Here is a 25,821-nt window from a genome sequence, read left to right as displayed (position 1 = left end):
TGGGCGGCTCAATGCGCGTTCGCGACCGCGCGCACCTGGCGCTTCGTGCCCGGCAGCAGGACGGTGTGCAACTGCGCGCCGAAGGCTCGCACGCGTTCCATCACCGACTTGTTGCGACGCACGAGGAAGTTATAGCCCAGCACGGCCGGCACCGCGACCGCGAGGCCGATCGCCGTCATGATCAGCGCTTCGCCAACCGGGCCCGCCACTTTGTCGATGGACGCCTGTCCGGCGATGCCGATCGCGGTCAACGCGTGATAAATCCCCCATACCGTGCCGAACAGGCCGACGAACGGCGCTGTCGAGCCGACTGTGCCGAGGAATGCAAGGCCGTCCTGCAAGCGGTTCGACACGTTGGTAATGGCGCGCTCGATCGACACGTCGATCCAGGTGTTGCGGTCCACCGCTTCGAGCAAAGCTTCGTCGTGGTGCTTGCCGGCCTCGATGCCCACTTGCGCGATGAAACGGAACGGCGAATTCTCGTCGAGCTGCTGCGCGCCCTGGGCGAGCGACGGCGCGCTCCATAGTTGCTCGTCGGCCGATTTCGCTCGATGGTTCGCGCGCAGTTGCTCGAAGAACTTGGTGATCATGATGTACCAGCTTCCCATCGACATGAGCACGAGCAGAATCAGCACGAAACGCGCGACGAAGTCGCCATTCGCCCAAAGCGCGCCGAGCCCGTACGGGTTGGTCACTTCGGTGCTGGTCGCCGCGAGTGGCGGCGGCACCGGCTGGTCCGAGGCTGCGCCCGGCTGCGACGTCGCCGGGGCATGCTCGACACCCGATGCAGCGGGTGTTGCCGCTACAGAGGCAGTGGACGCGCTTGCCTGGGCCCAAACGGCCTGCGGCGCTGCAAGAAAGCTGACGGGCGCAGCCGCGATCAGCAAGCTGGCCGCCACGGCGGCAAAAGAACGCTTCTTCATAAATGCTCCAGACGGTGCCGTCTTTGATAGTGAGTGAGTTGGCATCGAGGCAGACGAGGATCGCGCACGCGGCATTCAGTTCAGGTTGAACGAGAACGGCACCTGGACGCGGACCGGCTGCCCTTGCGAAATACAGTTGAACTTCTTCACCGCGACGAAGGCCGCTCGATCGAGGATCGGATCGGCAGACTGCTCGACCTTCTCGTCGGTCACGTGCCCCTGCGGGTCGACCACGAAAGAGATCGTCACGTCGCCCGTAATGTTGTTGTCCTGCGCTTCCTGCGGATAGCCCATCGAGCGGCGTATCTCGTCCGAGTTCGGACACACCACGCCGATCGCATGGCTAACCGGCTTCGCTGGCGCGGGCGCCGGCGGCGCCACGGGCGCGGGCGGCGGGGCAACCGGAGTCGGCTCAGGCGTGGCCTGATGCGTGATAGTCGGCGCGGGCGGCGGCGTGACCGCCACTTCGGGCGGCGGCACGAATGGTCGCGGTGGCGGCGGTGGCGTGAATTTCGGCGGTGGCAGTTTCACCGTCGGGATCGGCGGCGGCGGTGGCGGCTTTACCGGTTCGATGATCCTGGTCTCGATCGGCTTCTGCACGATCTGCACGACCTTATTCGCGAGGCCGTTCGTCAGCGCCCAGATGAACAAGACGTGCAGCAGCAGGACCACGGTGATGCCGGCGTAGCGGCGAACCGGATTCTGCGGACGACGCCCGTACTGGCGTGGACCTGCGCCCGACGACGCAGACCCGGAAATCAGCTCTGTCGACATGCATCACTCCGGTAGCTATAGCCTGTGCTGCTCACGACCGATCTCCTGAAACCTTGCACGATGAAGCGCGGGCGGTTTTGCGCCGCGTCGCTACGAGAAGTGAAATACGTTATCCGCACGCCATATTGAAGTGAACAAAGAATTCCGTATTTGGATTCCTGCGCACGCATAAAAAAGATCGGAGTGAACCGGATCACGCGATGCCGGCTTGCGCGTTTAGACTTTTTGCGGGGGACGTGGGCAAATGCAGATAGGCAAAACGGCATGGGGGACGAAACCGTTGCGATCTCGTCCATCTCGGGCACTCACTCGATAAGAGCCGAGGCCGATCAGCCTTGAATAAAGTGCGAAGCGCTGCGCAATGTCGGCGCGATCGGCGTTATCGGCGCTATCGGCTTCGAAGAAGCGTTCGTTTCGACGTGCCGCGGAAAGCGCTCCGTTATTGCACGTGTTCTCTTTCAATGCTTCCCATACACAGACAGATATTCCGCCAGTCCCGTCCACTGCGGCGAGCTCAGCAATTGCGGATGATCCCTTGCCACCTGCAGCGCGACATTATGAAAACCCTGCGTCGTATCCGACACGCCCGCTTGCACAGTCGCGTTGAATGCAGCCGCCGTGGTCTGTATCGGCGCACCGGCCAACGCAGGAGGAGGCTGAACCACAGGTTGACTATTCAGAGCGCTCGCCAGCCGGTCGAGCTGGGCGCTGCGCGTGCTGACAGCAACGGAGTACTGCTTCTGCGAGTCGAACTTCTCCGCAAGCATCTGCAGCACTGCAGTGTGGTCGAGTTTGCCCGAGTAGACGCCCCCCGGCGTGACATAAGGCGACACCAGCAATGCCGGCACGCGCAGACCGGTGGTCTTGAAAGAATATCCCGCGATGTCGGCCGCAATGTCCAAAGGCGCCACATGATCGAAGAAACCACCGTGCTCGTCGTACGTCACGATCAACAGCGTCTCTTGCCACCTGGCGGGGTTCGAAATCAAGGTCCGGTAGATATCCGCAACGAACGCCTGTCCTCCGGCCATCCCCGTTGGACAATGATCGTCGTTAGCGGTGTGATGAGGACCGTCGGTATATTCCGGTTCGATGAAAATCACTTTCGGCAGAATGCTGTTGCCTTGCCAGTCACGCGCAAACCTCGAATAGCGCCGGAAGTTTCCGCCGGCATCGTTGAGCGGCAGTGTCAACGACAGCAGGATTTCCGGAAGCCACTCCTTCATCAGGCTGAAGAACGGAAAGAAGCTCCCCGACTGGTAGACACACCAGGGTATGCCGCGCTCGCGAAGCCAATCGTACGCAAGTGGCTGATCGGGCAGAAAGCTCAGCCCTTGCACGTTGTCGCTGATAAGGCTGGTCCCCGCCATCGCCATCAGGCGATTCGCCTGAGTTCCCGAGGGCAATGGAGCAAACCAGTTGTCGCACACAGTGAAGTGTTTCGCGAGAAAGTCGAAAGTGGGCACGGTGCGCGCGTCGTAATAACCCATCACGTCGGCCAGATTCGACGCTGCCGGTTTGCGGGTGGCATAGCTCTGCACGAATCCGCCGAGTTCCGGGCATCCTCCCGGCGCACACGGCGTGTTGATCTGCGTGGCGATCGGGGCGCGGTCGTGAGGCGGATCCGAGATGGCAGGTCCGGTCGGACCCAGTGCATGGATGGGATATTGCTTGCCGTTGTATACGTTGGTGAAGTTCGCCTGCCACGCCGGATCTGCGGAAAGGCCGTTGACCTGGCTGCCGTTCAGGCTCAGATAGCCGAGTGCGTGATCGAAGGAACGGTTTTCCATCATGACGATCACGATGGTGTCAATCTGGTCCAGAGCAGTCATTGAAGCTCCTTGTGCACCTGGCATTCAGCGCAAACCGATTCGTATCGGACAAGGTAGACGAAAACCGTGGCTTTCGCGTCTCAGGTAATTCCCTGAGGCCACGCCGGCGCAGGCGGATATCCGGTTCGAAGTAGAGGTGAACAGCGTGGGCATTTTTCACCGGCAAGATGACGACGCGTTCGCAGTCGATCTTCATTCAGAGTGGTCCACGCATGACGATCTTATGGTGTGGGAATGAAGACCGTGCGCGTCGCGCTGTTTGCGTTTTCCCAATGTGAGCCCAACTCCGCGAGCGGGATGGCTTGGGTGGCGACCTGCAATCCGGCGGGCACGGCGGCATTGAATACGGCGTTCATCGTGTCGAGTAGACGCGCGAAAGGAATACTGCCGATACCGCTGCCCATCAGCGTGATGGCCGCTGAACGAAGCACCGCGCCTGGCAACTGGATATTCGCGCCGCTCACCGAACCGATCTGAACGAAGCGCACCGGATAGTCGTCCGGTGAAGCCTTTGCTGCCGCGATAAGCAACGACTGCGCACTGGAGCCCCAGAGGTAATCGAGCACCACGTCCACGCCGTTGCGGAAGGTGTTTTCGAATGCGCGCGTGAGACCGCTCTCGTCCTGCGAGAGAGAGATCGTGCTGTCGGCACCGGCAAGCGCCAGCGATTCGAGCGCCGCGGCATTGCGGCCGGTTGCGATGACGCGCCCTGCTCCGAGATGCTTCGCGATCTGCACAGCCAATCGCCCCGACGTACCCGTTGCTCCGTTGATGAACACCGTCTCGCCGGCCACGAAGCGCGCCCGCTCGATCAGCGCCGCCCACGACGACATGCCGGGAATCGCGATGGCGGCCGCGGTGACATCGTCGAGCGCGTCGGGTAATGCGATGCAATGCGTGGCGGACACGAGACTGTGCTCGGCCATGGCGCCGAATGGCGCTTGCGGCTTGAAGAAGTAGACACGCCGTCCGTCTTCCAGGCGCCCGGTACCGTCGACGCCCGCAACGAACGGAAAACTCCCCGTCGACGAATAGTGCGAACCCGCTGCCCTCGACCGCGTCACGTGACTGAGCGCGGAAGCCGTCACGTCGACGACACACTCGCCGGCCGCTGCAACGGGTGCTTCGAAATCGGCATACACGGGCGCTTGGCCCGCTGCCTTCACGACTGCTGCTTTCATGGTGACTCCTTGCTGTGTGGTTGCCGCGAGGCGTCGCTCAGTGCGCATCGACCCAATCGCGCAGCGCGACATCGCGAATGTCGAGCACGTCGAACAAGCCGATCGCGCGTAGCGCGGGCAGTGCGTCGAGCATGTCGGTCTCGGCTTCGGCGCGGGCCTGTTCACTGGCTTGCGGGTCGGTCCAGACCCGCGCGTTGGCGAGGAAAGCGCCTACCGTGCCCTTGCGGATCGTCGCGCCGCGTATTTCGATTCGATCGGCGGAATCGGGGAGAACCTGTTCGGCTCGCATGTCATTGCCCTCCAGTCATTGAAAGAATGGAAGCGAGTGTAGGCGTGCAAAAGCGGCCGGTCTCCGGTATAAAGGCCATTCAATACGGTGTTCCAGCCATGCCGAAGCATTTAATCCGACCGGATCTCGTCACATCGCCCGCAGGGCCGTTCCTCGCCGCGGCGGAATTGACGCAGAGCGAGGCGCGCGCGACGTCGTCGCACAGTCACGCACGCGGGCAACTCATGGGCGCGTTGAGCGGGCTTGTATCGGTCGGGCTCGATAAGCGCCATTGGGTCGTGCCGGCCACTCACGCGATCTGGATTCCGCCGCATTGCGTCCACTCGGTTCGCTCGTATGGTCCGTTCTCGGGGTGGAGTGTTTTCATTACCGAGCACCGCTGCGCGCAGTTGCCGCGTGAGCCGCGCGCGATCAAAACCACGCCTTTGTTGCGCGAAGCGGTGAGACGCGTCGCCACCTGGCCGGGTGTCGAACTCGATCAGGGGCAGACGCGGATTGCAGAGGTGATCATCGACGAGTTAATAGCGTCGAAAGAGGAATCGCTCGATTTGCCGCGCCCGGAAGATCCGAGGCTGGTGCGCATCACGGATGCGCTGGTTAGCGATCTGTCCGATAACCGGCGTCTGGAAGAATGGGCGACGTGGGCCGGTCTCGCGCCGCGCACGCTGAGCCGCCGCTTCGTGAGCGAGACAGGCATGTCATTCGCGCAATGGCGTCAGCAGGCGCGGTTGCTGCGCGCGCTTGAACTCGTCGCGGATAGCGTACCCGTAACGACGATTGCACTCGAATTGGGTTACGACAACGTCAGCGCGTTTATCGATATGTTCCGCAAAGCAATGGGAACCACGCCGGGCCGATATCTCGCGGCGGACTCGCAAGAGTCGCGCGTCGCGCCTGCCTGATCATCGGACGCGACTTGCGTGAGTTGAGCGAGTTGATGGTGCAGCGTGCTCTCGCAAGCCACCTCAAGGCGCGCAGTTCGAGCCCAACTTCACCTTGCGCTTATCCAGTTGCAAACGGTTGCCGCTCAGTTTGACCTTGCCGGAAAACGAACCGCTCTTCCACTGGATCTTGCAGGTCGACGCATCGATCGCATAGACCACCTGCTCACTGCCGGAATACGTGGAGACGAGAAGCTGCTTGCCGTTCGTATAAAGCGGCCGCTCGACGATGCTCACGTTCGGATCCACGGAGCACGATGCACCGCCCGCACGGCTTAGCGTAACCGGACCGAGCCAGGCCGTCGGACTATCCGTGCCGTCGCTCTGGCCCAGATCGATGGACAGGTCGCCTACGCTGACCTTGCCCGTGCCAGGATTCACTTCGCTGTAATGACACGGTTGCGCGATGGCAACCGGCGCCGCAATCAACAGGCCGGCAACGGCCATGACCGCTCGCGTGATAAGACTCTGCTTCATGGTTTGATAGCGTAATACTGGACGTTCGCGAGATCCGCATGCGTCCAGGAAAAGTCAATGGCGGTGTTTTTTCGTCCGACGCCGCCATATCGGCCCCAATACGCGAGCGGATAAGGTTTCGATTGGCCCGGCATGATAATCACGACATGACCGTGATGCGTCGCCTTCAATCCGGCAACCACCAGATAGCCGAGCCCGGCATAAGCGACGGCCTTATCGGCATCCGAGCCGAGTTGAGTCCATGGTGCACGGCCGATCGTGTCGATAATGCTATTCGCATCACCCGTCAGCGTAATATCGAGGTCCGCCGCGACGGCCTTCAGGAAGCCGCTGCAATCGGCTTTCCACCGCGTCCAGTGGTTCTCGCACAGGGTTTTGATATTTTGTCCGCCTGCCATTATCGTGATCCGTTTTGCATGTGACGTTGTCAGTTTTTCTCCGGCCGCAAAAAAGCCGTGACGTAAGCGTTCGGATTATAACGAGGCTTACAGAAATGTAAATGAATGAATGCCGTAGTGCGGTTCGGATTAAAAAATGATGCATCGTTTCTGAATGCAATCGTGTTCCGCGGTGATCCACGCGGCTTAACAATAAATGCCTCGCTTCATTTAACAAATTGGCGCAATGAGATTCAGTAGCTGTGCGGCTAACCTCCCGCAAGAGAGCTATCCGTCGATTGACTTCGGCAACATCCCCGAGCACGACAGCGCCGAAACCGTGAAACGTATGCCTCCAATCCTCCCAAACAACCGATATCCCGCTCGCCGTGCGCACCACCTCTTGTTATAATTCTTTCACCAAATCGAACAAAACATAACGCCCTTCCACACACTGCGCGACAGGAGCTTCATGCTGAAACCCGACCGCCTCCGCGCCCTTGCCGATGCACTGGGCAGGCAAAACGTGATGCGCCTGCGCGACGCCGCCGGCCTGCTGGGCGTTTCGGAAATGACTGTGCGGCGCGACATCGCCGGCAGTCCCGAGCGATTCACGTATCTCGGCGGCTATATCGTCAGCGCGACCGACGTCCCCAATAACGCCGGCTACTCGCTCGAAGAAGAGAAAGATCACTTCGCGCAGGCCAAGGCTGAAGCGTCGGCGATTGCGGCGGGACTCATCGGGAACAACGAGACGCTGTTCATCGACTGCGGCACGACTTTGACCACACTGGCCCGGCTGATTCCTGTCGAGCGGCATGTCACGGTGGTGTGCTATTCGCTGAACGTCGCGGAGATTTTGCGGCGCAAACCCAATGTGCGGATGATTCTGCTGGGCGGCGTCTATGTGCCCTCTTCCGATTCGTTCGCGGGCGAAGAAAGTCTGGAGATGTTGCGCCGCATGGGTATCAACAAGGCGTTCATTTCAGCCGGCGGCGTGGACGCGGCGCGCGGCGTGACGTGCTGGAATTTTCATGAGGTCGCGCTGAAACAGGCGGCCATGGCGAGCGCGGTCGAGCGGCATCTGGTGGTGGACCAGAGCAAGTTCGGCGTGGTGAAAGCCGTGCGTTTCTCGCAAGTGGACGACTTCGACTCCATCATCACCGAGAAAGGCCAGGAGCATCGCAAGCGCCGCTAGGCGCGCTTGCTTGCCTCCGCATTTGCGGCCCCGCTTACAACGCGGAGGCCGCAGCTTCAATCTTCAGTTCTTGCGCTGCAAGGCGAACAGCGTTCCGGCGATCAGAATGAACGCGCCGATAATCACCTTCTGCCAGGTGCTCGGCACGCCCACCAGAATCAGCACGCTATTGATCAGCGTGACCAGCACCACGCCGAGCAACGTGCCGGCCACCGTTCCCGTGCCGCCCGTAATGCGCGCGCCGCCCAGAATCACAGCGGCGATCACATCGAGTTCCGTGCCCACCAGATCGAACGGATTGGCGAGCCGGTTGTTGGACACGTGCAGAATGCCCGCGATGCCGGCCAGCATGCCGGTATAGCCGAACACGAACAGATGGATTGCGCGCAGGTTGTAGCCGAGCCGCTCGGCAATCGCGAGGCTGCCGCCCATCGCATAGACGCCGCGTCCCATCATCGTGCGATTCAGCAGCCACCACGTGACCACCGCGGCCGCCACCAACGCCACCACCGACACCGGCAGCACCGCGCGCAAGCCGTCGGCGGTGTGATAGAAAAACAGCGGAATGCGGCCGAAACGATCCATGCTGTGCGGAATGTTCATGAAGAACGTCGTGCCGATGAACGTCAGCAACAGCCCGCGATACAGATACTGCGTGCCGATCGTGACGATCAGCGAAGGCGCCTTCAGCCGATGCACCAGCAGCCCATTCACAATGCCGAGCACGACGCCGCCGAGCGCGCCCGTGATGAGGATCAGCGCGAACGGCGCATCCGGCCACCATGCGAACACGGCCTTGGTGATGCCGTACATCGTCAGCGCGGCAATCGCGGTGAAGGACACGTCGATCCCGCCGGAGGCCAGCACCACGAGCGTGCCCAGCGCGAACAGCGACATGGTGGTCGCGGAATGCAACAGGTCGAACAGCGTCGCCAGCTGGAAGAAACGCGGATTGATCGCACCGACAATCAGGCACGTCACCACGATCAATGCCAGGGTGAACCATTCGGGATTGCGCGCGAGCCTGGTCCGTAAGCTCGGCGGCTTGACCTCGGGGGCGACTTCGACAACGGTCGGGGTGGTCATGGTCTGGTTCAGGCGCGAATCGATGCGCGAGTTCATAAATGGGAACGTCCTTTATGCGGCTTCCGAAAGCAGCGCGTGATACAGATCGGCTTCGCTCAACGTGTCGGCCTGGTATTCGCTGGCCACACGCCCTTTCTTCATCATCAGGATGCGGTCGCAGTTCTGCAGCAGTTCGGGCAGGTCGTCGCTGATCAGAATGATGCCGATGCCGCGTTGCGAGAGGCGCTGCATGATGCGGTAAATGATGTCCTTCGATCCCACGTCGACGCCGACCGTCGGTCCATGCAGGATCAGCACGCGCGGGTCGATGGCGAGCCAGCGGCCGATCAGCACGCGCTGCTGATTGCCGCCCGACAGCGATTGCACCGGCTTGTCGACACCCGGCGTGGCGATCTGCAAATCCTTCACTGTCTGCTCCGCAAGCGCCTGCGCGCGGACGCGGTCGATCTGGCCGAAGCGGTCGCGCAAGCTGGAGATCATCGCGGTGATCACGTTGTCGCGAATCGGTTTGTCGAGAAAAAGCCCTTCGTTCAGGCGGTCTTCCGGCACATAGCCGATGCGATGATTCTTCGCGTCCGAGGGGGTGCGCAGTGAAATCGACTTGCCGTCGAGCGTCACTTGCCCCGATTGGGCCGGAGCGACACCCGCGAGCGCACGGGCGAGTTCGTTGCGGCCCGAGTCGAGCAGACCGGTAATGCCGAGAATCTCGCCGCCGTGCAGAGCGAACGACACATCGCTGAACTGGCCGGCGCGCGTATAACCGCGCACGTCGAGCACGACGTTGGGCTCGTGTGCGCCTTCGCGATAGCGCTCATTCGACAGATGCCGCCCTGTCATCAACTCGCTGATCTGCGCCTTGGTGAATTGCGCGATCGGTCCTTCCGCCATTTTCTGGCCGTCGCGCAGCACGATCACTTCGCCGCCGATCGCATAGCATTCGTCGAGCTTGTGGCTGACGAACAGCACGGTCACGCCCTGCGCGCGCAGATTGGCGAGCACGGCAATCAGATTGTCGACTTCCTTCTGCGTGAGCGACGTGGTGGGCTCGTCCATGATGACGAACTTCGCCTCGCTGGCGATCGCGCGGGCAATCGCCACGAGCTGCCGCGTGGCGAGCGGCAATTGTTCGATCAGCGTGGCCTGAAACTCCGCGCTGCCGGGCAGGCCGACCGCTTCGAGCGCGCGTGCGGCCGTGCGCGCCAGTTCGCGGCGGTCGAAGGTGCGGGCCAGCTTGCCTTGATGCGTGGCCAGTTCCGACGTGAGCGCGACGTTTTCGGCCACGTTCATGTTCGGCAGCAACGAGAGATCCTGATACACGGTCTCGATGCCGGCGGCGAGCGATTCGAGCGCGGAGAGCCGCGCATGCCGCACGCCTTCGATCACGAGCTCGCCTTCGTCGGGCGGCTGCGCGCCGGAAATGATCTTGATGAGCGTGCTCTTGCCGCAACCGTTTTCGCCGAGCAGGTGATAGATCTGACCGCGCTCGAACGACAGGCTCACGCCGCGTAATGCATGCACACCGGTAAAGCGTTTGTGCACGCCGACAACCTGCAGAAACGGCTGCGACGCTTCAGACTGCGATGACTTCGGTGAGATTGCGTCTTGATTCATTGTAGCGAGTCACAGGTTGAGGCGTCCCCTTGCGAGGACGCCATGACACATGAAACAAAAACTGGAAGCCGCAAAAAAGTTCAGAACGGATACTGCTTGTAGTTCGACTTGTCGACGTTCACCCAGCCCTGCCCGCGCACGATGATGCCCTTGCCCGGACCTTTAGCGACCGTCACCTTCGTGTAGCCCGGAATGCCGAGGTCGGCGCCGTTTTCAACCGTCTTGCCGTCCACCAGCATCTGCGCGACCTTGTTCATCGCGATGCCCGCGAGCTTCGGATCCCAGAACGCGATGCCGTTGATCGCGCCGCTTTCGAGGAACTTGCCGGCTTCCGTCGGCAGACCCGTGCCGTAGACGCAGATCTTGCCCTGCATGCCGGCCTCTTCCACCGCGCGGCCAATGCCGATCACGTCGAGCGACGAAGAACCCTGGAAGCCCTTCAGGTCCGGATGCTTGCGCAGCACTTCCTTCGCGACTTCATAGGCGCGCTCACCGTCGTTATTGGTTTCGAGCTTCGGCTCGACCAGGTTCATCTTCGGATACTTGGCCTTGGCGTTGCCGATGCCGCCGTCCGCCCATTGCACCTGCGAGCGGCTGCCGAGCGAGCCGACCAGCACGGCCCACTTACCGTCGTCGTGCATGCACGAGGCGAGCCGCTCGTTCAAGCCCGCACCGTAAGCGGTGTTATCGAACGCCTCGATGTCGACCATCGTGTTCTTGGCGTTGTCCGCTTCATGCGTGACCACCTTGATGCCGCGATCCATCGCCTTCTTCAGCGCGGGTTCGAGCGTCGGCGGATCGTAGGGGACCACGGCGATGGCCGTGACCTTCTTGGCGATCAGGTCTTCGATGATCTTCAGTTGCTGCGCGGCATCGGCACGGCCTGGGCCGGTCTGATACGCGTTGATGTTGGGGTTGTCCTTGGCGAACTGCTTGACGCCGTCGTCCATGCGGTTGAACCAGTTGATGCCGGTCACCTTGACGACCGTGACGATCGTTTCGTTCGTGGCAGCCTGCGCGGCGGCGATCACGCCTACCGTCAGCGCGCCTGCCGCGAGCGCGGCACCCAGTCGAGTCAATTTCATGCGATGTCTCCTTTATCGTTCGATGTCGCCCACTTCACCGTCACGGACAGCCTGGGCTCGTTGTCCGCCGCGTACTGAAACCTTATCGTGCGCCGCTAACGCTTAGGCGCCGCACTTGAAGCACCCGCGTTGCTTCCGCCGCGAAAGCCGAAGATCGCGCGCACCCGTTCGCCGCCCGCAAACGCCAGCGACAGCAGCAACAGAAAACCCCACGCGCAGTCGCCGAAAAACTGCGACACGCCCATCAGATTGAACAGGCTGGAGAGAAACTGCAGCACCGTCGCAGCGAAGAACACGCAGATGATGCGGCCATGACCGCCCGCGGGATTCACCCCGCCCATCACCGCGATCAGGATCGCGATCAGCAGATAGGAGTTGCCGTAGTCCCACTTCGCGCTGGACGTATGCGTCGCGCTGATCAGCCCAGCCAGCGACGCGAGCACGCCGCACATCGCATACGTCGTGATCAGCATGCGCGCTCGCGGAATCCCGGCATAGAACGCCGCCTTCGGATTCGTACCCATCAGATAGAGACGCAAGCCGAATGGACTGCGCTTGAGCAGCCAGCCGAGCACGATCACCGCCGCGATAAAGATGCAGAACGCGATCGGCACCTGAAACACCGTACCGTTGCCGATGTTCGACAGCGGGTCCACGTAATCGACATGCACCGAGGCGCCGTTGCTGAGCACCACTGCAAAGCCGGTGAACAGCAACTGCGTGCCGAGCGTGCAGAGAATCGGCGTGAGTCTGAGGCGCGCAATCACCACGCCGTTCAGCAGTCCGCCGAGCAAACCCATCGCCACTACGATCACGCAGAAGAGCGACGTATAAAGCGCGGGCGAGTCGTCGCCATTGACGAAGCGCGGCACGACCAGCGCGGCCACCATGCCCGACAGATTGGCAAGCCCGACGCCCGAGAGATCGATGCCGCCGTTGCCCGACACCATCGAGAGCATGATGCCGAGCGCGAGCAGGCCGAGTTCGGGCAACTGGCCGCCCATCGACTGCAGATTGTCGATATCGACGAATTGGCCGCGCGAGAGCCACGTCGCGACCAGCACGACGAGCACGTTGACGATCAGCAGAAAATTCAGTTGCCGGTCGCCGAACAGTTTTCCAGCGGTGAACGCAGACTTCATGGTGACGACACGCTCCTTCAGGCTACGCAAACGGTCAGATCAGGATGGCTGGGATACGCCGGCCGGCTGGTTCAGCACCTGGTTCACTTCGTCGAGCGTCGGCATGGATGGCGCCGTGCCCGGACGCGTCACGGAAATCCCCGCGAGTGCGCAACCGAAACGCAATGCCGTGATCGCATCGTCGCCACGTGCGAGCGCTGCCGCGAAGCCGCCCGTGAAGCCGTCGCCGGCGCCGGCGGTTTCCACCACGCGGCCGCAGTGATATGCGGGCACGAGCAGCGATTGATTCGCCGAGTGCAGCAGCGCACCGCCCTCGCCCAACGTGATGATCGCCGTGCCGACGCCTTTGGCGAGCAATACGTCGGCGGCGCGGCGGGCGTCGTCGGCGTTCGCGATCGGCACGCCGGTCAGCGCGGTCGCTTCGGTTTCATTCGGGGTGATGTAGTCGCACAAGGGGAAGATGGCGTCGTCGAGCGGCATGGCGGGCGCCGGGTTGAACACGGTGATCACGCCATGCTTGCGCGCCACTTCCAGCCCGCGGCGCGCGGCTGCGAGCGGCTGTTCGAGTTGCGTGACGAACACGCGGGCGGCGGCGATGTCCGCTTCGATCGCGTCGACGTCGGCGGCTTCCATCGTGCCGGCCGCGCCGGATGCGACGATGATCGCGTTCATGCCGGTGTTGTCGTCGACGAAGATATGCGCCGCGCCCGTCGAAACGCCGTCGATCACCGACGCGCGCGCCGTGATGCCTTCAGCGGCCCACGTAGCGCGTGCAATGGAGCCGAACGCGTCGTTGCCGATGCGGGTGCAGAACACTACGTCCGCGCCGACCCGCGCGGCCGCGACCGCCTGATTCGAGCCCTTGCCGCCCGGCCCCATGGCGAACGCCGTGCCCGCGATCGTTTCGCCGATCTGCGGCATGCGTCCCGCGCGAAACGTCAGATCGGTCACATAGATGCCGAGAATGACGACGCGTCCCTTTCCGTTTGATTGCGCAGGCGTGTTCATGTGCGTTGCCCTCGTTGCAAAACAGCCTGATTCAAGGGGTTTTGAGTCGCTGCTTCACATGCGCACAACACCGCTGACTGCAACAGCAAATCCAGATTCTTCAGCACGTTGTCTCCTCCATTTTCTGGTTGGCGTGCGTGTCTTTACTTTAAGACGTCGGTACGGTTGCCGGATCAGCCGGTCAGTCTCCGTACGGTATCCAGATGTTCTTCACCTGCACCGCCTGGCGCAGGAACGGCCGGCCTTCGCTCGCACGGTCGAACCAGTCGAACTGGCGGCCGTAATCGACGAACGTTCGCTTCAGATTGCCGACCGATTCGCGTTCGACCAGCGTCGAATCCGCCGCGCTGCCGAAGCACCAGACCGCGTCGACGTCGTCGTGTTTGACGAGCGCGGGCAGCAACGCGCCGCGTTCACCCGTGACGATGTTCAGCACGCCGCCGGGCACATCGGACGTCTCGGCCACCTGATAGAAGTCGGTGACCGTGAGCGGCGACGCTTCGCTCGGCAAGACCACCACGCGATTGCCCATCGCCAGCGCGGGCGCCGCCAGCGAAACGAAGCCGAGCAGCGGCGCTTCGTCCGGACAGGCGATTCCGATCACACCGAGCGGCTCGTTCATGGCCAGCGCGACGCCCCGCAACGGCGGCGTATGGACGGCGCCGTCGAACTTGTCGGCCCACGCCGCGTACGTGAACAGACGCTGCACGGAGGCATCCACTTCGGCACGAGCCGCGGCTTCGGTCGCACCGTTGCGCACCACGAGCTGGCGCACGAATTCGTCCGCGCGCACGGCGAGGTTTTCCGCCAGATAGAACAGCACTTGCGCGCGGTTGTGCGTGCTCGCCTGCGACCATTTCTGCGCCGCGCGCGCCGCTTCGACTGCGTTGCGGATGTCCTTGCGATTGCCCGCGGCGACTTCGCCAACGGGTGTGCCGTCCGGCGCATGCACCGGCAGCGAATAGCCGCTGTCCGGGCGCGCCTGCTTGCCGCCGATAAACAGCTTCGCGGTGCGATCGATCGACGTGACGTTCGACAACGGATCGAGCGTCGCCGCGTTGCTCGCAACGGCAGGCGCCGTCCGACGCTCCGCAAGCTTGAGCCACGCCCGGGGTTTCAGATATTCGTAGATGCCCTCACGCCCACCTTCACGGCCATAGCCCGATTCGCGGTAACCGCCGAAGCCGACCGCCGCGTCGAACAGATTCGTCGCGTTGATCCAGACGACGCCGCTGGCGAGGCGCGGCGCGACATCGAGCGCGCGGCCGATGGTTTCGCTCCACACGCTCGCGGCGAGTCCGTAACGCGAGTTGTTGGCGAGCGCGATCGCTTCGTCGGGCGTGCGGAAGCTCATCGTGACCAGCACCGGGCCGAAGATTTCTTCCTGCGCCAGCGTGGAAGCGGGGGCTACGCCGGTGACGAGCGTCGGCGGGAAAAAGCAGCCGCCGGAAGGGATCGTCGTATCAGGCGACTGCCACACCGAGCAACCTTCACGCCGGCCGGTTTCCACCAGCGATTGAATACGTTCGAGCTGCACCGGATCGACGATCGCGCCGAGATCGATGCTCTTATCGAGCGACGTGCCCACGCGCAGCGTCTCCATGCGCCGTTTCAGCTTGGCGATGAAGCGCGCTTCGATGCCTTCCTGCACGAGCAGCCGCGAGCCCGCGCAGCAGACTTGCCCCTGGTTGAACCAGATGGCGTCGACGACGCCTTCGACCGCGCCATCCAGGTCCGCGTCGTCGAACACGATGAAGGGCGACTTGCCGCCGAGTTCGAGCGTCAGCGACTTGCCCGAACCAGCCGTGGCCGAACGGATCAGCCGGCCTACTTCGGTCGAGCCGGTAAAGGCGATCTTGTCGACTTGCGGATGGTCGACCAAAGCCGCGCCGGTGCGCCCGTCGCCGGTAACTACATTCAGTACGCCGGCCGGCAAGCCTGCGCGATGCGCAAGTTCGGCGAACAGCAACGCGGTGAGCGGCGTGTACTCAGCAGGCTTCAACACGACGCAGTTGCCCGTTGCAATTGCAGGCGCGATCTTCCACGCGAGCATCAACAGCGGGAAATTCCACGGCACGATCTGACCGACCACGCCGAGCGGCGCGTAATCCGCGAACTCGCTCTCCTGCAACTGCGCCCACCCCGCGTGATGCAGAAAGTGACGCGCGACGAGCGGCACATCGATATCGCGCGTTTCGCGGATCGGCTTGCCGTTGTCGAGCGCTTCGAGCACAGCGAACAGCCGGCTATGACGCTGCACCATGCGGGCAAGCGCATACAGATGCCGCGCCCGTCCGGCACCGCCCAACGCGAGCCAGCCCGGTTGCGCGGCGCGCGCGGCGGCTACGGCGGCGTCGACATCGGCCGCGTCGCCCTGAGCGACCTGTGCGAGCTGCTCGCCCGTCGCGGGCGCGTTCGAAGCGAAGCGCTCTCCCGCCGCCGGCGCATGCCACGCACCGCCGATGAAATGCCCGAAGCCATCCTCATGCTGCGCCAGCCAGGCGCGCGCGGGTTGATCGTCCTCGGGTGCGGGACCGTACTCCATCGATGAAAAATACTCGGCTACGCTCATGGGATCGGTCTTCTGTTCAGGCTACGGGGTGACGGTTGAAAGCGGAGTAACGGCCGCTCACGTAATGTTCGAGCTGGCGTTCGATATCGGCCAGCAGGCTCGACGCGCCGATCCGGAACAGCTCCGGTTCGAGCCACGCACGGCCGAGTTCTTCTTTCATCAGAATCTGATACGACAGGACGGACTTCGCAGTCGATACGCCGCCCGCCGGCTTGAAGCCGATCAGCACGCCGGTGCGTTCCTGGTATTCGCGGATCATGCGCACCATCACGAGCGACACGTCGAGCGTCGCGTTCACGCCTTCCTTGCCGGTGGATGTCTTGATGAAGTCTGCGCCGGCCATCATGCAGACCATCGACGCGCGCGCCACGTTCGAGAGCGTTCGGATGTCGCCGGTGGCAAGAATGGTTTTCAGATGCGCCGGGCCGCACGCCGCGCGGAAGTCGCGCACTTCGTCGTAAAGCGCCTGCCAGTTGCCGGTCAGCACATATTCACGCGTGACGACGATGTCGATTTCCTGCGCGCCGTCCGCAACCGAGGCTTCGATCTCTTTGAGCTTCAGCGGATGCGGAATCAAGCCCGCAGGAAAACCCGTAGAGACCGCAGCTACCGGAATGCCGCTGCCGTGCAGCGCATCGACCGCCGCCGCGACGAAGCGGTGATACACGCACACCGCGCCGGTCGTGATGCCTTGCGGCGCGAGGCCGAGCGCTTCGAGCAGATCGGCGCGCACCGGTTGCCGCGCCTTCGCGCAGAGCCGCCGCACGCGGCCTTCGGTATCGTCGCCGTTGAGCGTGGTGAGATCGATGCAGGTGACGGCTTTGAGCAGCCAGGCCGCCTGCGCATCTTTCTTGACGCTGCGGCGCGTGCCGAGTGTGGCGGTGCGCCGTTCAACCGCCGACTGGTTGACGCGCAAGCCGTCGAGCCAGGAGGCGTCGAACGGCATGCCGGGATTGCGCTCGGGATGAACGATCGGTGTGCCGCGCAGCGCGACGACCGATGAAGACTGCAATGGGGCTTCTGGCATAAGACATCCGAAAATATGATGCGACGCACAACAGCCGCCGACAATTTGTTCGCACTTATGCTACAACGATTGATAGAATCATAACAAACTTTGCGAGCAATCGTTACATCATCAAGCGTTGAGCCCGGTGAACGCCCGTGAATGTTATTGACGCACCATATTCATGATGCGAAGATCACAACACGGTTTCGGCCGGACAGCGTTATACAAAGAAAAGAATTTCGTCGCGTGGACGAAGGAGACATGCCAGATGAGTGAGCCGGTTGCGGTTGCGGCCGCGTCATCGCCTCAGGTTCCATTGATCCGTGTTGCTGGCGTCACCAAACGATTTGGTGGCGTGCACGCGCTGCGCGGCGTCAACCTCGAAGTGTTGCCCGGCGAAGTCCACGCACTGCTCGGCGAAAACGGCGCGGGCAAATCCACGCTGATCAAGATCCTGAGCGGTGTGCATGCGTATGACGACGGCGTCATCGAAATCGCCGGACAGAAAGTCGCGTTCGACTCCCCCGCGCAATCGCGCGATGCGGGTGTCGCCGTGGTCTATCAGGACTTGAGTCTCGTCGAATCACTCTCGGTCGGCGCCAATCTCATGTTGGGACGCGAGCCGCGCACGCGTCTGGGCTTCGTGAAGAATCGCCAGCTCATGGCAACGGTCGGCGAGTTCCTGCGTTCGCATGGCATTCCACTCGATCCGAAAGTGTCGGTCGGCTCACTGCCCTTCGCTTACCGGCAAATGACCGAGATCTGCAAGGCGCTGATGGGCGAAGTGCGCGTGCTGATTCTCGATGAACCCACTTCCGCGTTGACCGGCGGCGAAGAGCAGATTCTGTTCGACGCGATTCGCGCGGTCACGGCTCGCGGCGTCGGCGTGATCTATGTGACGCATCGGTTGAACGAGGTGTTCAGGATTTCGCAGCGCGTGACCGTGTTCCGCGATGGCGCGAATGCCGGCACATTCCAGACGGCGCAAACGGATATGAAGCAATTGGTGGCGGCGATTGTCGGTCCGGCTCATGCCGCGTTGCAGGCGCGGCAGAAAACGGCGGTGGGCGATGGCGCTGCAGTGGTTGCCACTACCGTAAGCGCGTTGCCGGCATCGGGACAAGCGTCCAATGCCGACACCGCGCCCGTGCTCAAGTTATCGAACGTCAGCAACGACCGCTTGCATCACATCGATCTCGTGGTTCGCCGCGGCGAAGTCCACGGGCTCGCGGGATTGATCGGCAGCGGACGCACCGAAATTCTGCAAACCGTCTTTGGCCTTCGCTCCGTCGACGCCGGCAGCATCGAATTCGATGGTCGAACGCGCTCGCGCATCACACCCGCCGAGGCTATTCAACTCGGCGTGGCGCTAGTGCCGGAGGATCGTCACCTCGAAGGGCTCGTGCTCGATCATTCGATCGAACGCAATCTGACGCTGCCGCGCTTGCCGCATTTTTCCCGCTGGGGATGGTTGCGCAGCCAGGCCGCCGTTCAGCAGGCGAAGCGTTCCATGAAAGAGCTGGCCGTGAAAGCGCCCAACTCCTCCACCGCGGTCAAGTTTCTATCTGGCGGCAATCAGCAGAAAGTGGTCTTCGCGAAGTGGAATCATCCGCGCCCTAAGCTGCTGATGCTCGACGAACCGACCGTCGGCGTGGATGTCGGCGCGCGCGAGGAAATCTACGGCGTGGTGAACGACGCCGCGCAAGCCGGCACCGGCGTGCTCGTGGTCTCGTCGGATCTCGACGAACTGCTGCGCCTGTGCGACCGCATTTCGATTGTCGCGGACGGCTGCATTGTCAACACCGTCGAGCGCGCGGAACTCGCCAACGCCGAAGCGCTGCATCACCTGATCCAACTTTCCCGTTCTTCCCTCGAGGCGTTAGCAACATGAATGAATCTGTCTCGCCGCTGACGGCCGAACGGCAGGCATCGCCGCCGCAAAAAAGCCGTATGCGGCGCATCGCGCAAGCCCTGCTGCAAGGCGACCGGCCTTATGCGCTGTATGCCGCGTTCGCGATTCTGCTGGTGGTGTTCAGCTTCGCGTCGCCGTGGTTCCTGTCCATCGATAACTTCCTGAATATCGGCCGGCAGACCGCGCTCGTCTCGATCATCGCGATCGGCATGACCTTCGTGATCATCGCGCGGCAGATCGATCTTTCCGTGGGGTCGACGCTGGCGCTATCGGGTATGTCCGCGGCGCTCGCCATGGCGTATGTGGGCAACAACTGGGTGATCGGCGCGATTGCCGGTATCGGCACCGGCGCGATCGTCGGCGCGATCAACGGGATCGTGACCACGCGCGTGAATATTCCTTCGTTTCTCGTCACGCTCGGCACGCTGAGCGCCGCGCGCGGACTTGCGCTGATGGTCACGACCACCAAGCCCGTGATCATCGACAACGACTCGTTCATCTCGATCTTCGGCGAGGGCGATATTTTCGGCGTGCCGGTGCCGATCATCTGGACACTGCTCGCCGTGATCGCAGGCATTCTGCTGCTGCACTACAGCGTATTCGGCCGGCAGATCTACGCGGCGGGCGGCAATCCGACCGCCGCGCTGTATTCGGGCATCAACACGCGGCGCGTGACCACCCTCGCCTTCATTCTCACCGGCATGCTGGCCGGACTCGCCGCGCTCGTGCTCTCCGCGCGCTCGCATGCGGCGCGACCCGACGTCGTGCAAGGCATGGAGCTGGATGTGATCGCATCGGTCACGCTCGGCGGCTGCAGTCTGTTCGGCGGACGCGGCTTCGTGCTGGGGACGCTGCTCGGCAGTCTGATCATCGGCACGCTCAATAACGGGCTGGTGCTGCTCGGCGTGAGTTCATCGCTGCAACTGGTGATTAAAGGCGTGATCATCGTGGCGGCGGTTGCCTTTACCAGGAAGTAGCAAGACGCGAGGCAAGAAGCGAGGCAGTCCGGAAGTGAAGACGTGAAGCACAGACATGAAGACCAACGGAGGAGAAACATGAAACAACGTCGTGGTTCAAGAATAGCGTTAGCCGGTGTCATGGCGGCGGCCGCCGTCGCTTGTCTGGCTTCCCCGGGTGCTTACGCGCAATGCGTGACCGGCATACCCGCGGGCTCGATCGGCCCGAAGGGCATTGTCGGGCAAGGACCGAACGGCGAGAAAGCCGCCTCGGTGGATGCCGTGAAACTGACCGACGCCGACATCGCCAAGATCAAGGCCGGCAAGTTCAAGGTCGGCATTTCGATGCAGACCATGAATCTCGACTGGTCGCAGCTCCAGGTGGCGGGCATTACCGATACGCTGAAGAAATACGGCGTGGAAGTGATCGGCACGGCGTCGGCGGAATATCAGGTCGACAAGCAGATCGCCGACATCGAGAACACGATCCAGCGCCACCCGAACGGCATCATCTCGATTCCAGTCGACGGTACGGCGACGGCCGCCACCTACAAGAAAGTGTCCGCGGCCGGCATCAAGCTCGTGTTCATGGACAACGTGCCGACCGGCCTGAAGCATCCAGAGGAATATTCGGCGATGATCTCGGCGGACAGCGAAGGCAACGGCCAGATCGCGGCGAAGGTGCTCGCCTCGTGCGTGCCGCAAGGCGCGACGGTCGGGCTCGTGAATTTCGGCGTGGATTATTTCAGCACGACGGAGCGCACCAAGGCCGTCAACGACTGGCTGAAGAAAAACCGTCCGGACATCAAGATCAAGCAGGTCGCCTTCACGGACCCGTCTAAAGTCGGCCAGATCGCGGGCGACTTCCTCACCGGGAATCCGGACGTGAAGGGTCTGTTCGCCGTATGGGACCAGCCGGCTCTCGACACACTCACGTCGATGCGCGCGCAAGGCGTGACGATTCCAATGACGACGGTCGATCTCGGCCTGCAATCCGCGATCGAAATCGCCAAGGGCGGACCGCTGAAGGCAACCGGTTCGCAGCGTCCGTACGATCAGGGCGTCGCCGAGGCCATGGCGATGATGAAGGCGCTGATCGGCCAGACACCGCCGGCGTGGATCGGTGTGCAATCGTTGCCGGTGGTTCAGTCGAACGTGCTCGAGTCTTATAAGACCGTGTTCAAGAAAGATCCGCCGCCGCAACTGGCGGATGCGTGCAAGAAGGCCGCGCCGGCTTGCGGTTGAGGCGGACGAGCCGCGCTTCGTATCGCATCTCTCTCCTTCAGCTTGCGGACGCCGGCGCAACAAGCCGGCGTCGGGCGCGAATCCTGCTACTCGATAGGCCATTACGTCGATTCGAACGAGGAGAAAAGATGACCCTGCTTATTTACCTGGTTGGCTGGATCATTCTGATCGGCGGCGTGTCATGGGGATTGATGGCCATGCACGTCGCGCAACATACGATTGCCATCGTGGCGGTCATTCTGCTCGGCGTTGCCGTCATTACCGGCGCGACGCGGGCACGCAACCGCGACCGGTCATAGCGTCGGCAATCTTTCGCCGGCCGGAAGCAGCCTGTTTGATACGGCGGTGAATTGGCTCAATTCGATACCGACTCCCGATTCGCCGCCGGCATTTGCGCGGTGCGCACCGTTGCGGCATTGTCCGCGCGGTGCTCGATCGCATAGACCTCCCGATTTCGCGCTATTTCGGCATCCGTCAGCGGATAGTCGTCATCATGTGACGGCACCAACCCTTCGGCTTGGGCCTGTTTCAACTGCGCCATCACATCGGCGCGCGTCAGACCTGACGTGCTGGTTTGCGCAAAGGCATTCGCGCCGAACGCCAGGCTGAGCGCGGTGACGGCAACAGCGTTAAGCAATTTCATGATGTCTCTCCGGTAGGGGCAGGCAATGACTGGGTAGCAACACGCCTCCCATTCTTGTCATTTCCCCTGTCCGGGCACTGACCTTCAGATTACCGTTTTGTTATCTATGCACGCCCGGCGAACCACCACGCGAGGCGATGCCACCTCCCAGTTCCTTCGAATCAGCATCGACATAACAGAACGGTAATCTAACCGACGGCAGTCCGTCAGCGCCGCCCCGCCACACTCCTGACTCACGAAGCCCGCGTCACGCGCTCCGCAGCACTGCAGCGACGCGTGCCTCCTTCGGCCTTTTTTCAGGAACCCGTCATGTGGATTGTCAGGCTGGCGCTGCGCCGCCCTTATACCTTCGTGGTGCTCGCCGTGCTGATCTTTATCGTCGGCCCGCTCGCGATACTGCGCACGCCGACCGATATCTTTCCGAATATCGATATCCCGGTGGTCAGCATCGTCTGGAGCTATAACGGCTTCTCCGCGCAAGACATGGCCAGTCGCATCACGTCGAACTACGAGCGCGCGCTGACCTCGGACGTGGACGATATCGAGCACATCGAGTCGCAATCGCTGAACGGCGTCTCCGTGGTGAAGATCTTTTTTCATCCGGGTGCGGACATCAATCGCGCGATCGCGGAGGCGGCGTCCAATTCGGCGTCGATCCTGCGCGTGCTGCCGCCCGGCACGCTGCCGCCGAACATCATTACGTATAACGCTTCCACGGTGCCGATCCTGCAGCTCGGCCTCTCGAGCGACACGCTCTCCGAACAGCAACTCTACGACCTCGGCAACAGCCAGATCCGCACGCAACTGGCGACGGTGCAAGGCGCGTCGGTGCCGCTGCCGTTCGGCGGCAAGGTGCGGCAGATCATGGTGGATATCGATCCGCGCGCGCTGCAGGCCAAGGGACTCGCCCCGCTCGACGTGGTCAACGCCGTCAACGCGCAGAACCTGATTCTGCCGGGCGGCACGGCGAAGATCGGCACGAAGGAATACAACGTTCAGATGAACGGCAGCACCGACACGGTGGCCGCGCTCAACGATCTGCCGATCAAGACCGTGGCCGGCGGCGTGGTGTACGTGCGCGACGTCGCCCATGTGCGCGACGGCTATGCGCCGCAGACCAACATCGTGCGCAGCGACGGCAAACGCGCCGCGCTTCTGACAATCGAAAAATCCGGCAGCACCTCGACGCTGACCATCATCCAGCAGGTCAAGGCGATGTTGCCGCATATCGCAGCCGGCCTGCCGAGCGCGCTGCATATCACGGCGCTGTCCGATCAATCCGTGTTCGTGAAGTCGGCCGTGGTGGGCGTGGCGCGCGAGGCGCTCATCGCCGCCGCCCTCACCGCCGTGATGATCCTGCTGTTTCTCGGCAGCTGGCGCGCCACGCTCATCATCGCGGTGTCGATTCCGCTAGCCGTGCTGACCTCGCTGATCGCACTGTCCGCGCTCGGCCAGACCATCAACATCATGACGCTCGGCGGGCTTGCGCTCGCCGTGGGGATACTCGTCGACGACGCCACTGTCGCTATCGAAAACATCACGCATCACCTGGAGAACGGCGAAGCGTTGCAGGACGCGATCCTGAACGGCTCCGGCGAAATCGCCGTGCCGACCTTCGTCTCGACGCTCTCGATCTGTATCGTGTTCGTGCCGATGTTCCTGCTCTCCGGCGTCGCTCGCTATCTGTTCGTGCCGCTCGCCGAAGCGGTGGTATTCGCGATGATCGCGTCGTACTTCTTCTCGCGCACGCTGGTGCCGACGCTCGCGATGTATCTGATGCGCGCGCGCAGCAAAGCGCCGGTCAACGGCAACGGGCCGATTGCGCGGCTGATCCGATTTCAGGCCGGGTTCGAGCAGCGCTTCGAAGCGCTGCGCGAGCGTTATCGCGGCGTGCTCGGCGCGGCGATAGCGAGCCCGAAGCGCTTCATCGCAATCTTCCTCGTGCTTTGCCTCGGCTCGCTCGCGCTGGTGCCGTTCACCGGCCGCGACTTTTTCCCCGCTGTGGACACCGGCGAGATCCGCCTGCATCTGCGCGCGCCGACCGGCACGCGCATCGAAGACACCGCGAGCATTACCGACCAGGTCGAAGCCCGCGTGCGCGACGTGATTCCGAAGCAGGAGCTCGCGGCGGTGCTCGACAACATCGGCGTGCCGGTGAGCGGCATCAATCTGACCTACGACTCGTCGGACCCGATCGGCCCCGAAGATGCCGACGTGATGATCACGCTCGCGCCGAAACACAAGCCGACCGCGCAATACGTGGCAACGCTGCGCAACACGCTGACCAAGGATTTCCCCGGCGTCACGTTCGCCTTCCTGCCCGCCGACATCGTCAGCCAGATTCTCAACTTCGGACTGCCCGCGCCGATCGATATCCAGATCGTCGGCAACAAGCTCGACGCCAACCGCGCGGTGGCGAACCGCCTGCTCGCGCAACTGCGCGGCGTGCGCGGCCTCGTCGATGCGCGCATTCAACAACCCGGCGACGCGCCCGCGATCAACGTCAACGTGGACCGGACACGGGCGATTCAGGCCGGTCTGCAGCAACGCGACGTGTCGCAGAATCTGCTGATCGCGCTCTCCGGCAGTTCGCAGACCACGCCGAATTTCTGGCTCGATCCGCGCAACGGCGTGAGCTATCCGTTGATGGCGATGATGCCGCAGTACGACGTCAACTCGTTGCAGGCGCTTGCCAATATTCCGGTCGCGCAGAACGGCGCCATCAAGTCCGGCACGAGCGCGACGGCCTCGGCGAACGGCTCCGGCCCCGCGCCGCAAAATCTGCTCGGCGCGTTGAGCACGCTGACACGCGGCACCCAGCAAGCCGTCGTCTCGCACTACAACGTGCAGCCGGTGCTCGATATCTTCGCGTCGGCGCAAGGGCGCGATCTCGGCGGCGTGGCGGCGGACGTCAACCGGCTGGTCGAACAGATCAGGCCGCAATTGCCGCCGGGCGCGTCCATCGTCGTACGTGGCCAGGTGCAGGCCATGCACGATTCGTTCAGCGGTCTCGCGAGCGGTCTCGTGTTCGCCATCGGCCTCGTTTATCTGCTGATGGTGGTCAACTTCCAGTCGTGGCTCGACCCGTTCATCACGATCAGCGGCTTGCCGGGTTCGCTCGCCGGCATCGCGTGGATGCTGTTCAGCACGGGCACTCGCCTGAGCGTGCCGGCGCTCACCGGCACCATTCTGTGCATCGGCATTGCCACGGCCAATAGCATCCTGGTCGTCAACACCGCGCGTGAACTTCACCACGGCGGCAAACCCCCGTTGCGGGCCGCACTCGAAGCCGGCTTCAGCCGCTTCCGTCCGGTGCTGATGACCGCCCTCGCCATGCTGATCGGCATGCTGCCGATGGCGCTCGGCCTCGGCGACGGCGGCGAACAGAACGCGCCACTCGGTCGCGCCGTGATCGGCGGCCTCGCGCTCGGCACGGTGTCGACCTTGCTGTTCGTCCCGGTCGTCTACGGGATGGTGCATACGTGGCTCGACAAACGCCGCGCGGCACGCAGCGAACAACACGAATCCACAGCCATCGCCCGCACTCTTTGATTTCGACG

22 protein-coding genes are annotated in these 25,821 nt (G+C 62.7%); 7 read left to right on the top strand and 15 right to left on the bottom strand.

The window, feature by feature from the left end:
• Positions 1-8: 8 nt before the first annotated feature.
• The 5 genes from PQR54_RS08315 to PQR54_RS08295 form a co-directional block, all read right to left on the bottom strand.
• Positions 9-923, bottom strand: a complete 915-nt coding sequence (locus PQR54_RS08315) for a MotA/TolQ/ExbB proton channel family protein (RefSeq protein ID WP_408244892.1) — start codon at positions 921-923, stop codon at positions 9-11.
• A gap of 75 nt (positions 924-998) precedes the next feature.
• Positions 999-1,697 (bottom strand): energy transducer TonB, encoded by a 699-nt coding sequence (locus tag PQR54_RS08310; RefSeq protein WP_408244891.1) that lies wholly within the window; start codon positions 1,695-1,697, stop codon positions 999-1,001.
• Between the two features lie 458 nt (positions 1,698-2,155).
• Positions 2,156-3,529, bottom strand: a complete 1,374-nt coding sequence (locus PQR54_RS08305) for an alkaline phosphatase family protein (RefSeq protein WP_408244890.1) — start codon at positions 3,527-3,529, stop codon at positions 2,156-2,158.
• Between the two features lie 221 nt (positions 3,530-3,750).
• Positions 3,751-4,710: a quinone oxidoreductase family protein gene (locus PQR54_RS08300; RefSeq protein ID WP_408244889.1), complete on the bottom strand. Its 960-nt coding sequence runs from the start codon at positions 4,708-4,710 to the stop codon at positions 3,751-3,753.
• 37 nt (positions 4,711-4,747) lie between these two features.
• Complete coding sequence (locus PQR54_RS08295; protein ID WP_408244888.1) at positions 4,748-4,999, bottom strand: hypothetical protein; 252 nt, start codon at positions 4,997-4,999, stop codon at positions 4,748-4,750.
• Between the two features lie 98 nt (positions 5,000-5,097).
• Between PQR54_RS08295 and PQR54_RS08290 the strand changes: the two genes are divergently transcribed.
• Entirely contained in the window at positions 5,098-5,901 is an 804-nt protein-coding gene (locus tag PQR54_RS08290; protein ID WP_408244887.1) for an AraC family transcriptional regulator, read from the top strand.
• A gap of 63 nt (positions 5,902-5,964) precedes the next feature.
• Here PQR54_RS08290 and PQR54_RS08285 read toward each other — a convergent pair whose 3' ends face one another.
• Both PQR54_RS08285 and PQR54_RS08280 read right to left on the bottom strand, forming a co-directional pair.
• Positions 5,965-6,417, bottom strand: a complete 453-nt coding sequence (locus PQR54_RS08285) for a hypothetical protein (protein WP_408244886.1) — start codon at positions 6,415-6,417, stop codon at positions 5,965-5,967.
• A complete protein-coding gene (locus tag PQR54_RS08280) occupies positions 6,414-6,815 on the bottom strand; it encodes a hypothetical protein (protein WP_408244885.1) in 402 nt (133 codons plus the stop codon). The genes PQR54_RS08285 and PQR54_RS08280 overlap by 4 nt, the downstream gene beginning before the upstream one ends.
• A gap of 451 nt (positions 6,816-7,266) precedes the next feature.
• Here PQR54_RS08280 and PQR54_RS08275 point away from each other — a divergent pair, with 451 nt between their 5' ends.
• Positions 7,267-7,992, top strand: coding sequence for a DeoR/GlpR family DNA-binding transcription regulator (locus PQR54_RS08275; RefSeq protein WP_168790509.1), 726 nt, complete (start codon positions 7,267-7,269; stop codon positions 7,990-7,992).
• Positions 7,993-8,055: 63 nt separating this feature from the next.
• Here the strand turns inward: PQR54_RS08275 and PQR54_RS08270 are convergent, their stop codons facing one another.
• From PQR54_RS08270 to deoC, 7 genes are all read right to left on the bottom strand, one after another.
• Positions 8,056-9,114, bottom strand: coding sequence for an ABC transporter permease (locus PQR54_RS08270; protein WP_408244884.1), 1,059 nt, complete (start codon positions 9,112-9,114; stop codon positions 8,056-8,058).
• A gap of 15 nt (positions 9,115-9,129) precedes the next feature.
• Positions 9,130-10,689, bottom strand: coding sequence for a sugar ABC transporter ATP-binding protein (locus PQR54_RS08265; RefSeq protein ID WP_408244883.1), 1,560 nt, complete (start codon positions 10,687-10,689; stop codon positions 9,130-9,132).
• 80 nt (positions 10,690-10,769) lie between these two features.
• Entirely contained in the window at positions 10,770-11,774 is a 1,005-nt protein-coding gene (locus PQR54_RS08260; RefSeq protein ID WP_012427059.1) for an autoinducer 2 ABC transporter substrate-binding protein, read from the bottom strand.
• Positions 11,775-11,869: 95 nt separating this feature from the next.
• Positions 11,870-12,916: an ABC transporter permease gene (locus PQR54_RS08255; RefSeq protein ID WP_408244882.1), complete on the bottom strand. Its 1,047-nt coding sequence runs from the start codon at positions 12,914-12,916 to the stop codon at positions 11,870-11,872.
• A gap of 39 nt (positions 12,917-12,955) precedes the next feature.
• On the bottom strand, positions 12,956-13,924 hold the full coding sequence (gene rbsK, locus PQR54_RS08250) for a ribokinase (RefSeq protein WP_408244881.1): 969 nt from the start codon (positions 13,922-13,924) through the stop codon (positions 12,956-12,958).
• Positions 13,925-14,105: 181 nt separating this feature from the next.
• A complete protein-coding gene (locus tag PQR54_RS08245) occupies positions 14,106-16,496 on the bottom strand; it encodes an aldehyde dehydrogenase family protein (protein WP_408244880.1) in 2,391 nt (796 codons plus the stop codon).
• Positions 16,497-16,512: 16 nt separating this feature from the next.
• Positions 16,513-17,523, bottom strand: a complete 1,011-nt coding sequence (gene deoC, locus PQR54_RS08240) for a deoxyribose-phosphate aldolase (RefSeq protein WP_012427063.1) — start codon at positions 17,521-17,523, stop codon at positions 16,513-16,515.
• A 250-nt stretch (positions 17,524-17,773) separates the two neighbouring features.
• Here deoC and PQR54_RS08235 point away from each other — a divergent pair, with 250 nt between their 5' ends.
• The 4 genes from PQR54_RS08235 to PQR54_RS08220 all read left to right on the top strand — a co-directional run bounded on the left by PQR54_RS08235 (position 17,774) and on the right by PQR54_RS08220 (position 21,917).
• Positions 17,774-19,396, top strand: coding sequence for a sugar ABC transporter ATP-binding protein (locus PQR54_RS08235; RefSeq protein ID WP_408244879.1), 1,623 nt, complete (start codon positions 17,774-17,776; stop codon positions 19,394-19,396).
• The gene (locus tag PQR54_RS08230) at positions 19,393-20,394 is read left to right on the top strand and encodes an ABC transporter permease (protein ID WP_106308951.1); all 1,002 of its coding nucleotides are present in this window, start codon (positions 19,393-19,395) and stop codon (positions 20,392-20,394) included. Before PQR54_RS08235 ends, PQR54_RS08230 begins: the two co-directional genes overlap by 4 nt.
• A gap of 78 nt (positions 20,395-20,472) precedes the next feature.
• The gene (locus tag PQR54_RS08225; protein ID WP_121310541.1) at positions 20,473-21,618 is read left to right on the top strand and encodes a substrate-binding domain-containing protein; all 1,146 of its coding nucleotides are present in this window, start codon (positions 20,473-20,475) and stop codon (positions 21,616-21,618) included.
• 128 nt (positions 21,619-21,746) lie between these two features.
• Positions 21,747-21,917 (top strand): hypothetical protein, encoded by a 171-nt coding sequence (locus PQR54_RS08220; RefSeq protein ID WP_165923918.1) that lies wholly within the window; start codon positions 21,747-21,749, stop codon positions 21,915-21,917.
• A 56-nt stretch (positions 21,918-21,973) separates the two neighbouring features.
• Here PQR54_RS08220 and PQR54_RS08215 read toward each other — a convergent pair whose 3' ends face one another.
• Positions 21,974-22,261: a DUF4148 domain-containing protein gene (locus PQR54_RS08215; protein ID WP_408244878.1), complete on the bottom strand. Its 288-nt coding sequence runs from the start codon at positions 22,259-22,261 to the stop codon at positions 21,974-21,976.
• Between the two features lie 309 nt (positions 22,262-22,570).
• Here PQR54_RS08215 and PQR54_RS08210 point away from each other — a divergent pair, with 309 nt between their 5' ends.
• Complete coding sequence (locus tag PQR54_RS08210) at positions 22,571-25,813, top strand: efflux RND transporter permease subunit (RefSeq protein ID WP_408244877.1); 3,243 nt, start codon at positions 22,571-22,573, stop codon at positions 25,811-25,813.
• Positions 25,814-25,821: the final 8 nt, after the last annotated feature.

This window comes from Paraburkholderia phytofirmans (genome assembly GCF_046028095.1).
GTDB lineage: Bacteria > Pseudomonadota > Gammaproteobacteria > Burkholderiales > Burkholderiaceae > Paraburkholderia > Paraburkholderia phytofirmans_A.
This window is presented reverse-complemented; position numbering and strand designations above follow the sequence as displayed.

Bases quoted from the DNA above. Each gene is read 5' to 3' on its own strand.
- PQR54_RS08280 (WP_408244885.1), bottom strand. From the start codon at position 6,815: ATGGCAGGCGGACAAAATATCAAAACCCTGTGCGAGAACCACTGGACG.
- PQR54_RS08315 (WP_408244892.1), bottom strand. From the start codon at position 923: ATGAAGAAGCGTTCTTTTGCCGCCGTGGCGGCCAGCTTGCTGATCGCG.
- PQR54_RS08210 (WP_408244877.1), top strand. From the start codon at position 22,571: ATGTGGATTGTCAGGCTGGCGCTGCGCCGCCCTTATACCTTCGTGGTG.
- PQR54_RS08290 (WP_408244887.1), top strand. From the start codon at position 5,098: ATGCCGAAGCATTTAATCCGACCGGATCTCGTCACATCGCCCGCAGGG.
- PQR54_RS08225 (WP_121310541.1), top strand. From the start codon at position 20,473: ATGAAACAACGTCGTGGTTCAAGAATAGCGTTAGCCGGTGTCATGGCG.
- PQR54_RS08220 (WP_165923918.1), top strand. From the start codon at position 21,747: ATGACCCTGCTTATTTACCTGGTTGGCTGGATCATTCTGATCGGCGGC.
- rbsK (WP_408244881.1), bottom strand. From the start codon at position 13,924: ATGAACACGCCTGCGCAATCAAACGGAAAGGGACGCGTCGTCATTCTC.
- deoC (WP_012427063.1), bottom strand. From the start codon at position 17,523: ATGCCAGAAGCCCCATTGCAGTCTTCATCGGTCGTCGCGCTGCGCGGC.
- PQR54_RS08265 (WP_408244883.1), bottom strand. From the start codon at position 10,689: ATGAATCAAGACGCAATCTCACCGAAGTCATCGCAGTCTGAAGCGTCG.
- PQR54_RS08215 (WP_408244878.1), bottom strand. From the start codon at position 22,261: ATGAAATTGCTTAACGCTGTTGCCGTCACCGCGCTCAGCCTGGCGTTC.
- PQR54_RS08270 (WP_408244884.1), bottom strand. From the start codon at position 9,114: ATGAACTCGCGCATCGATTCGCGCCTGAACCAGACCATGACCACCCCG.
- PQR54_RS08255 (WP_408244882.1), bottom strand. From the start codon at position 12,916: ATGAAGTCTGCGTTCACCGCTGGAAAACTGTTCGGCGACCGGCAACTG.
- PQR54_RS08295 (WP_408244888.1), bottom strand. From the start codon at position 4,999: ATGCGAGCCGAACAGGTTCTCCCCGATTCCGCCGATCGAATCGAAATA.
- PQR54_RS08275 (WP_168790509.1), top strand. From the start codon at position 7,267: ATGCTGAAACCCGACCGCCTCCGCGCCCTTGCCGATGCACTGGGCAGG.
- PQR54_RS08300 (WP_408244889.1), bottom strand. From the start codon at position 4,710: ATGAAAGCAGCAGTCGTGAAGGCAGCGGGCCAAGCGCCCGTGTATGCC.
- PQR54_RS08305 (WP_408244890.1), bottom strand. From the start codon at position 3,529: ATGACTGCTCTGGACCAGATTGACACCATCGTGATCGTCATGATGGAA.
- PQR54_RS08235 (WP_408244879.1), top strand. From the start codon at position 17,774: ATGAGTGAGCCGGTTGCGGTTGCGGCCGCGTCATCGCCTCAGGTTCCA.
- PQR54_RS08245 (WP_408244880.1), bottom strand. From the start codon at position 16,496: ATGAGCGTAGCCGAGTATTTTTCATCGATGGAGTACGGTCCCGCACCC.
- PQR54_RS08260 (WP_012427059.1), bottom strand. From the start codon at position 11,774: ATGAAATTGACTCGACTGGGTGCCGCGCTCGCGGCAGGCGCGCTGACG.
- PQR54_RS08310 (WP_408244891.1), bottom strand. From the start codon at position 1,697: ATGTCGACAGAGCTGATTTCCGGGTCTGCGTCGTCGGGCGCAGGTCCA.
- PQR54_RS08285 (WP_408244886.1), bottom strand. From the start codon at position 6,417: ATGAAGCAGAGTCTTATCACGCGAGCGGTCATGGCCGTTGCCGGCCTG.
- PQR54_RS08230 (WP_106308951.1), top strand. From the start codon at position 19,393: ATGAATGAATCTGTCTCGCCGCTGACGGCCGAACGGCAGGCATCGCCG.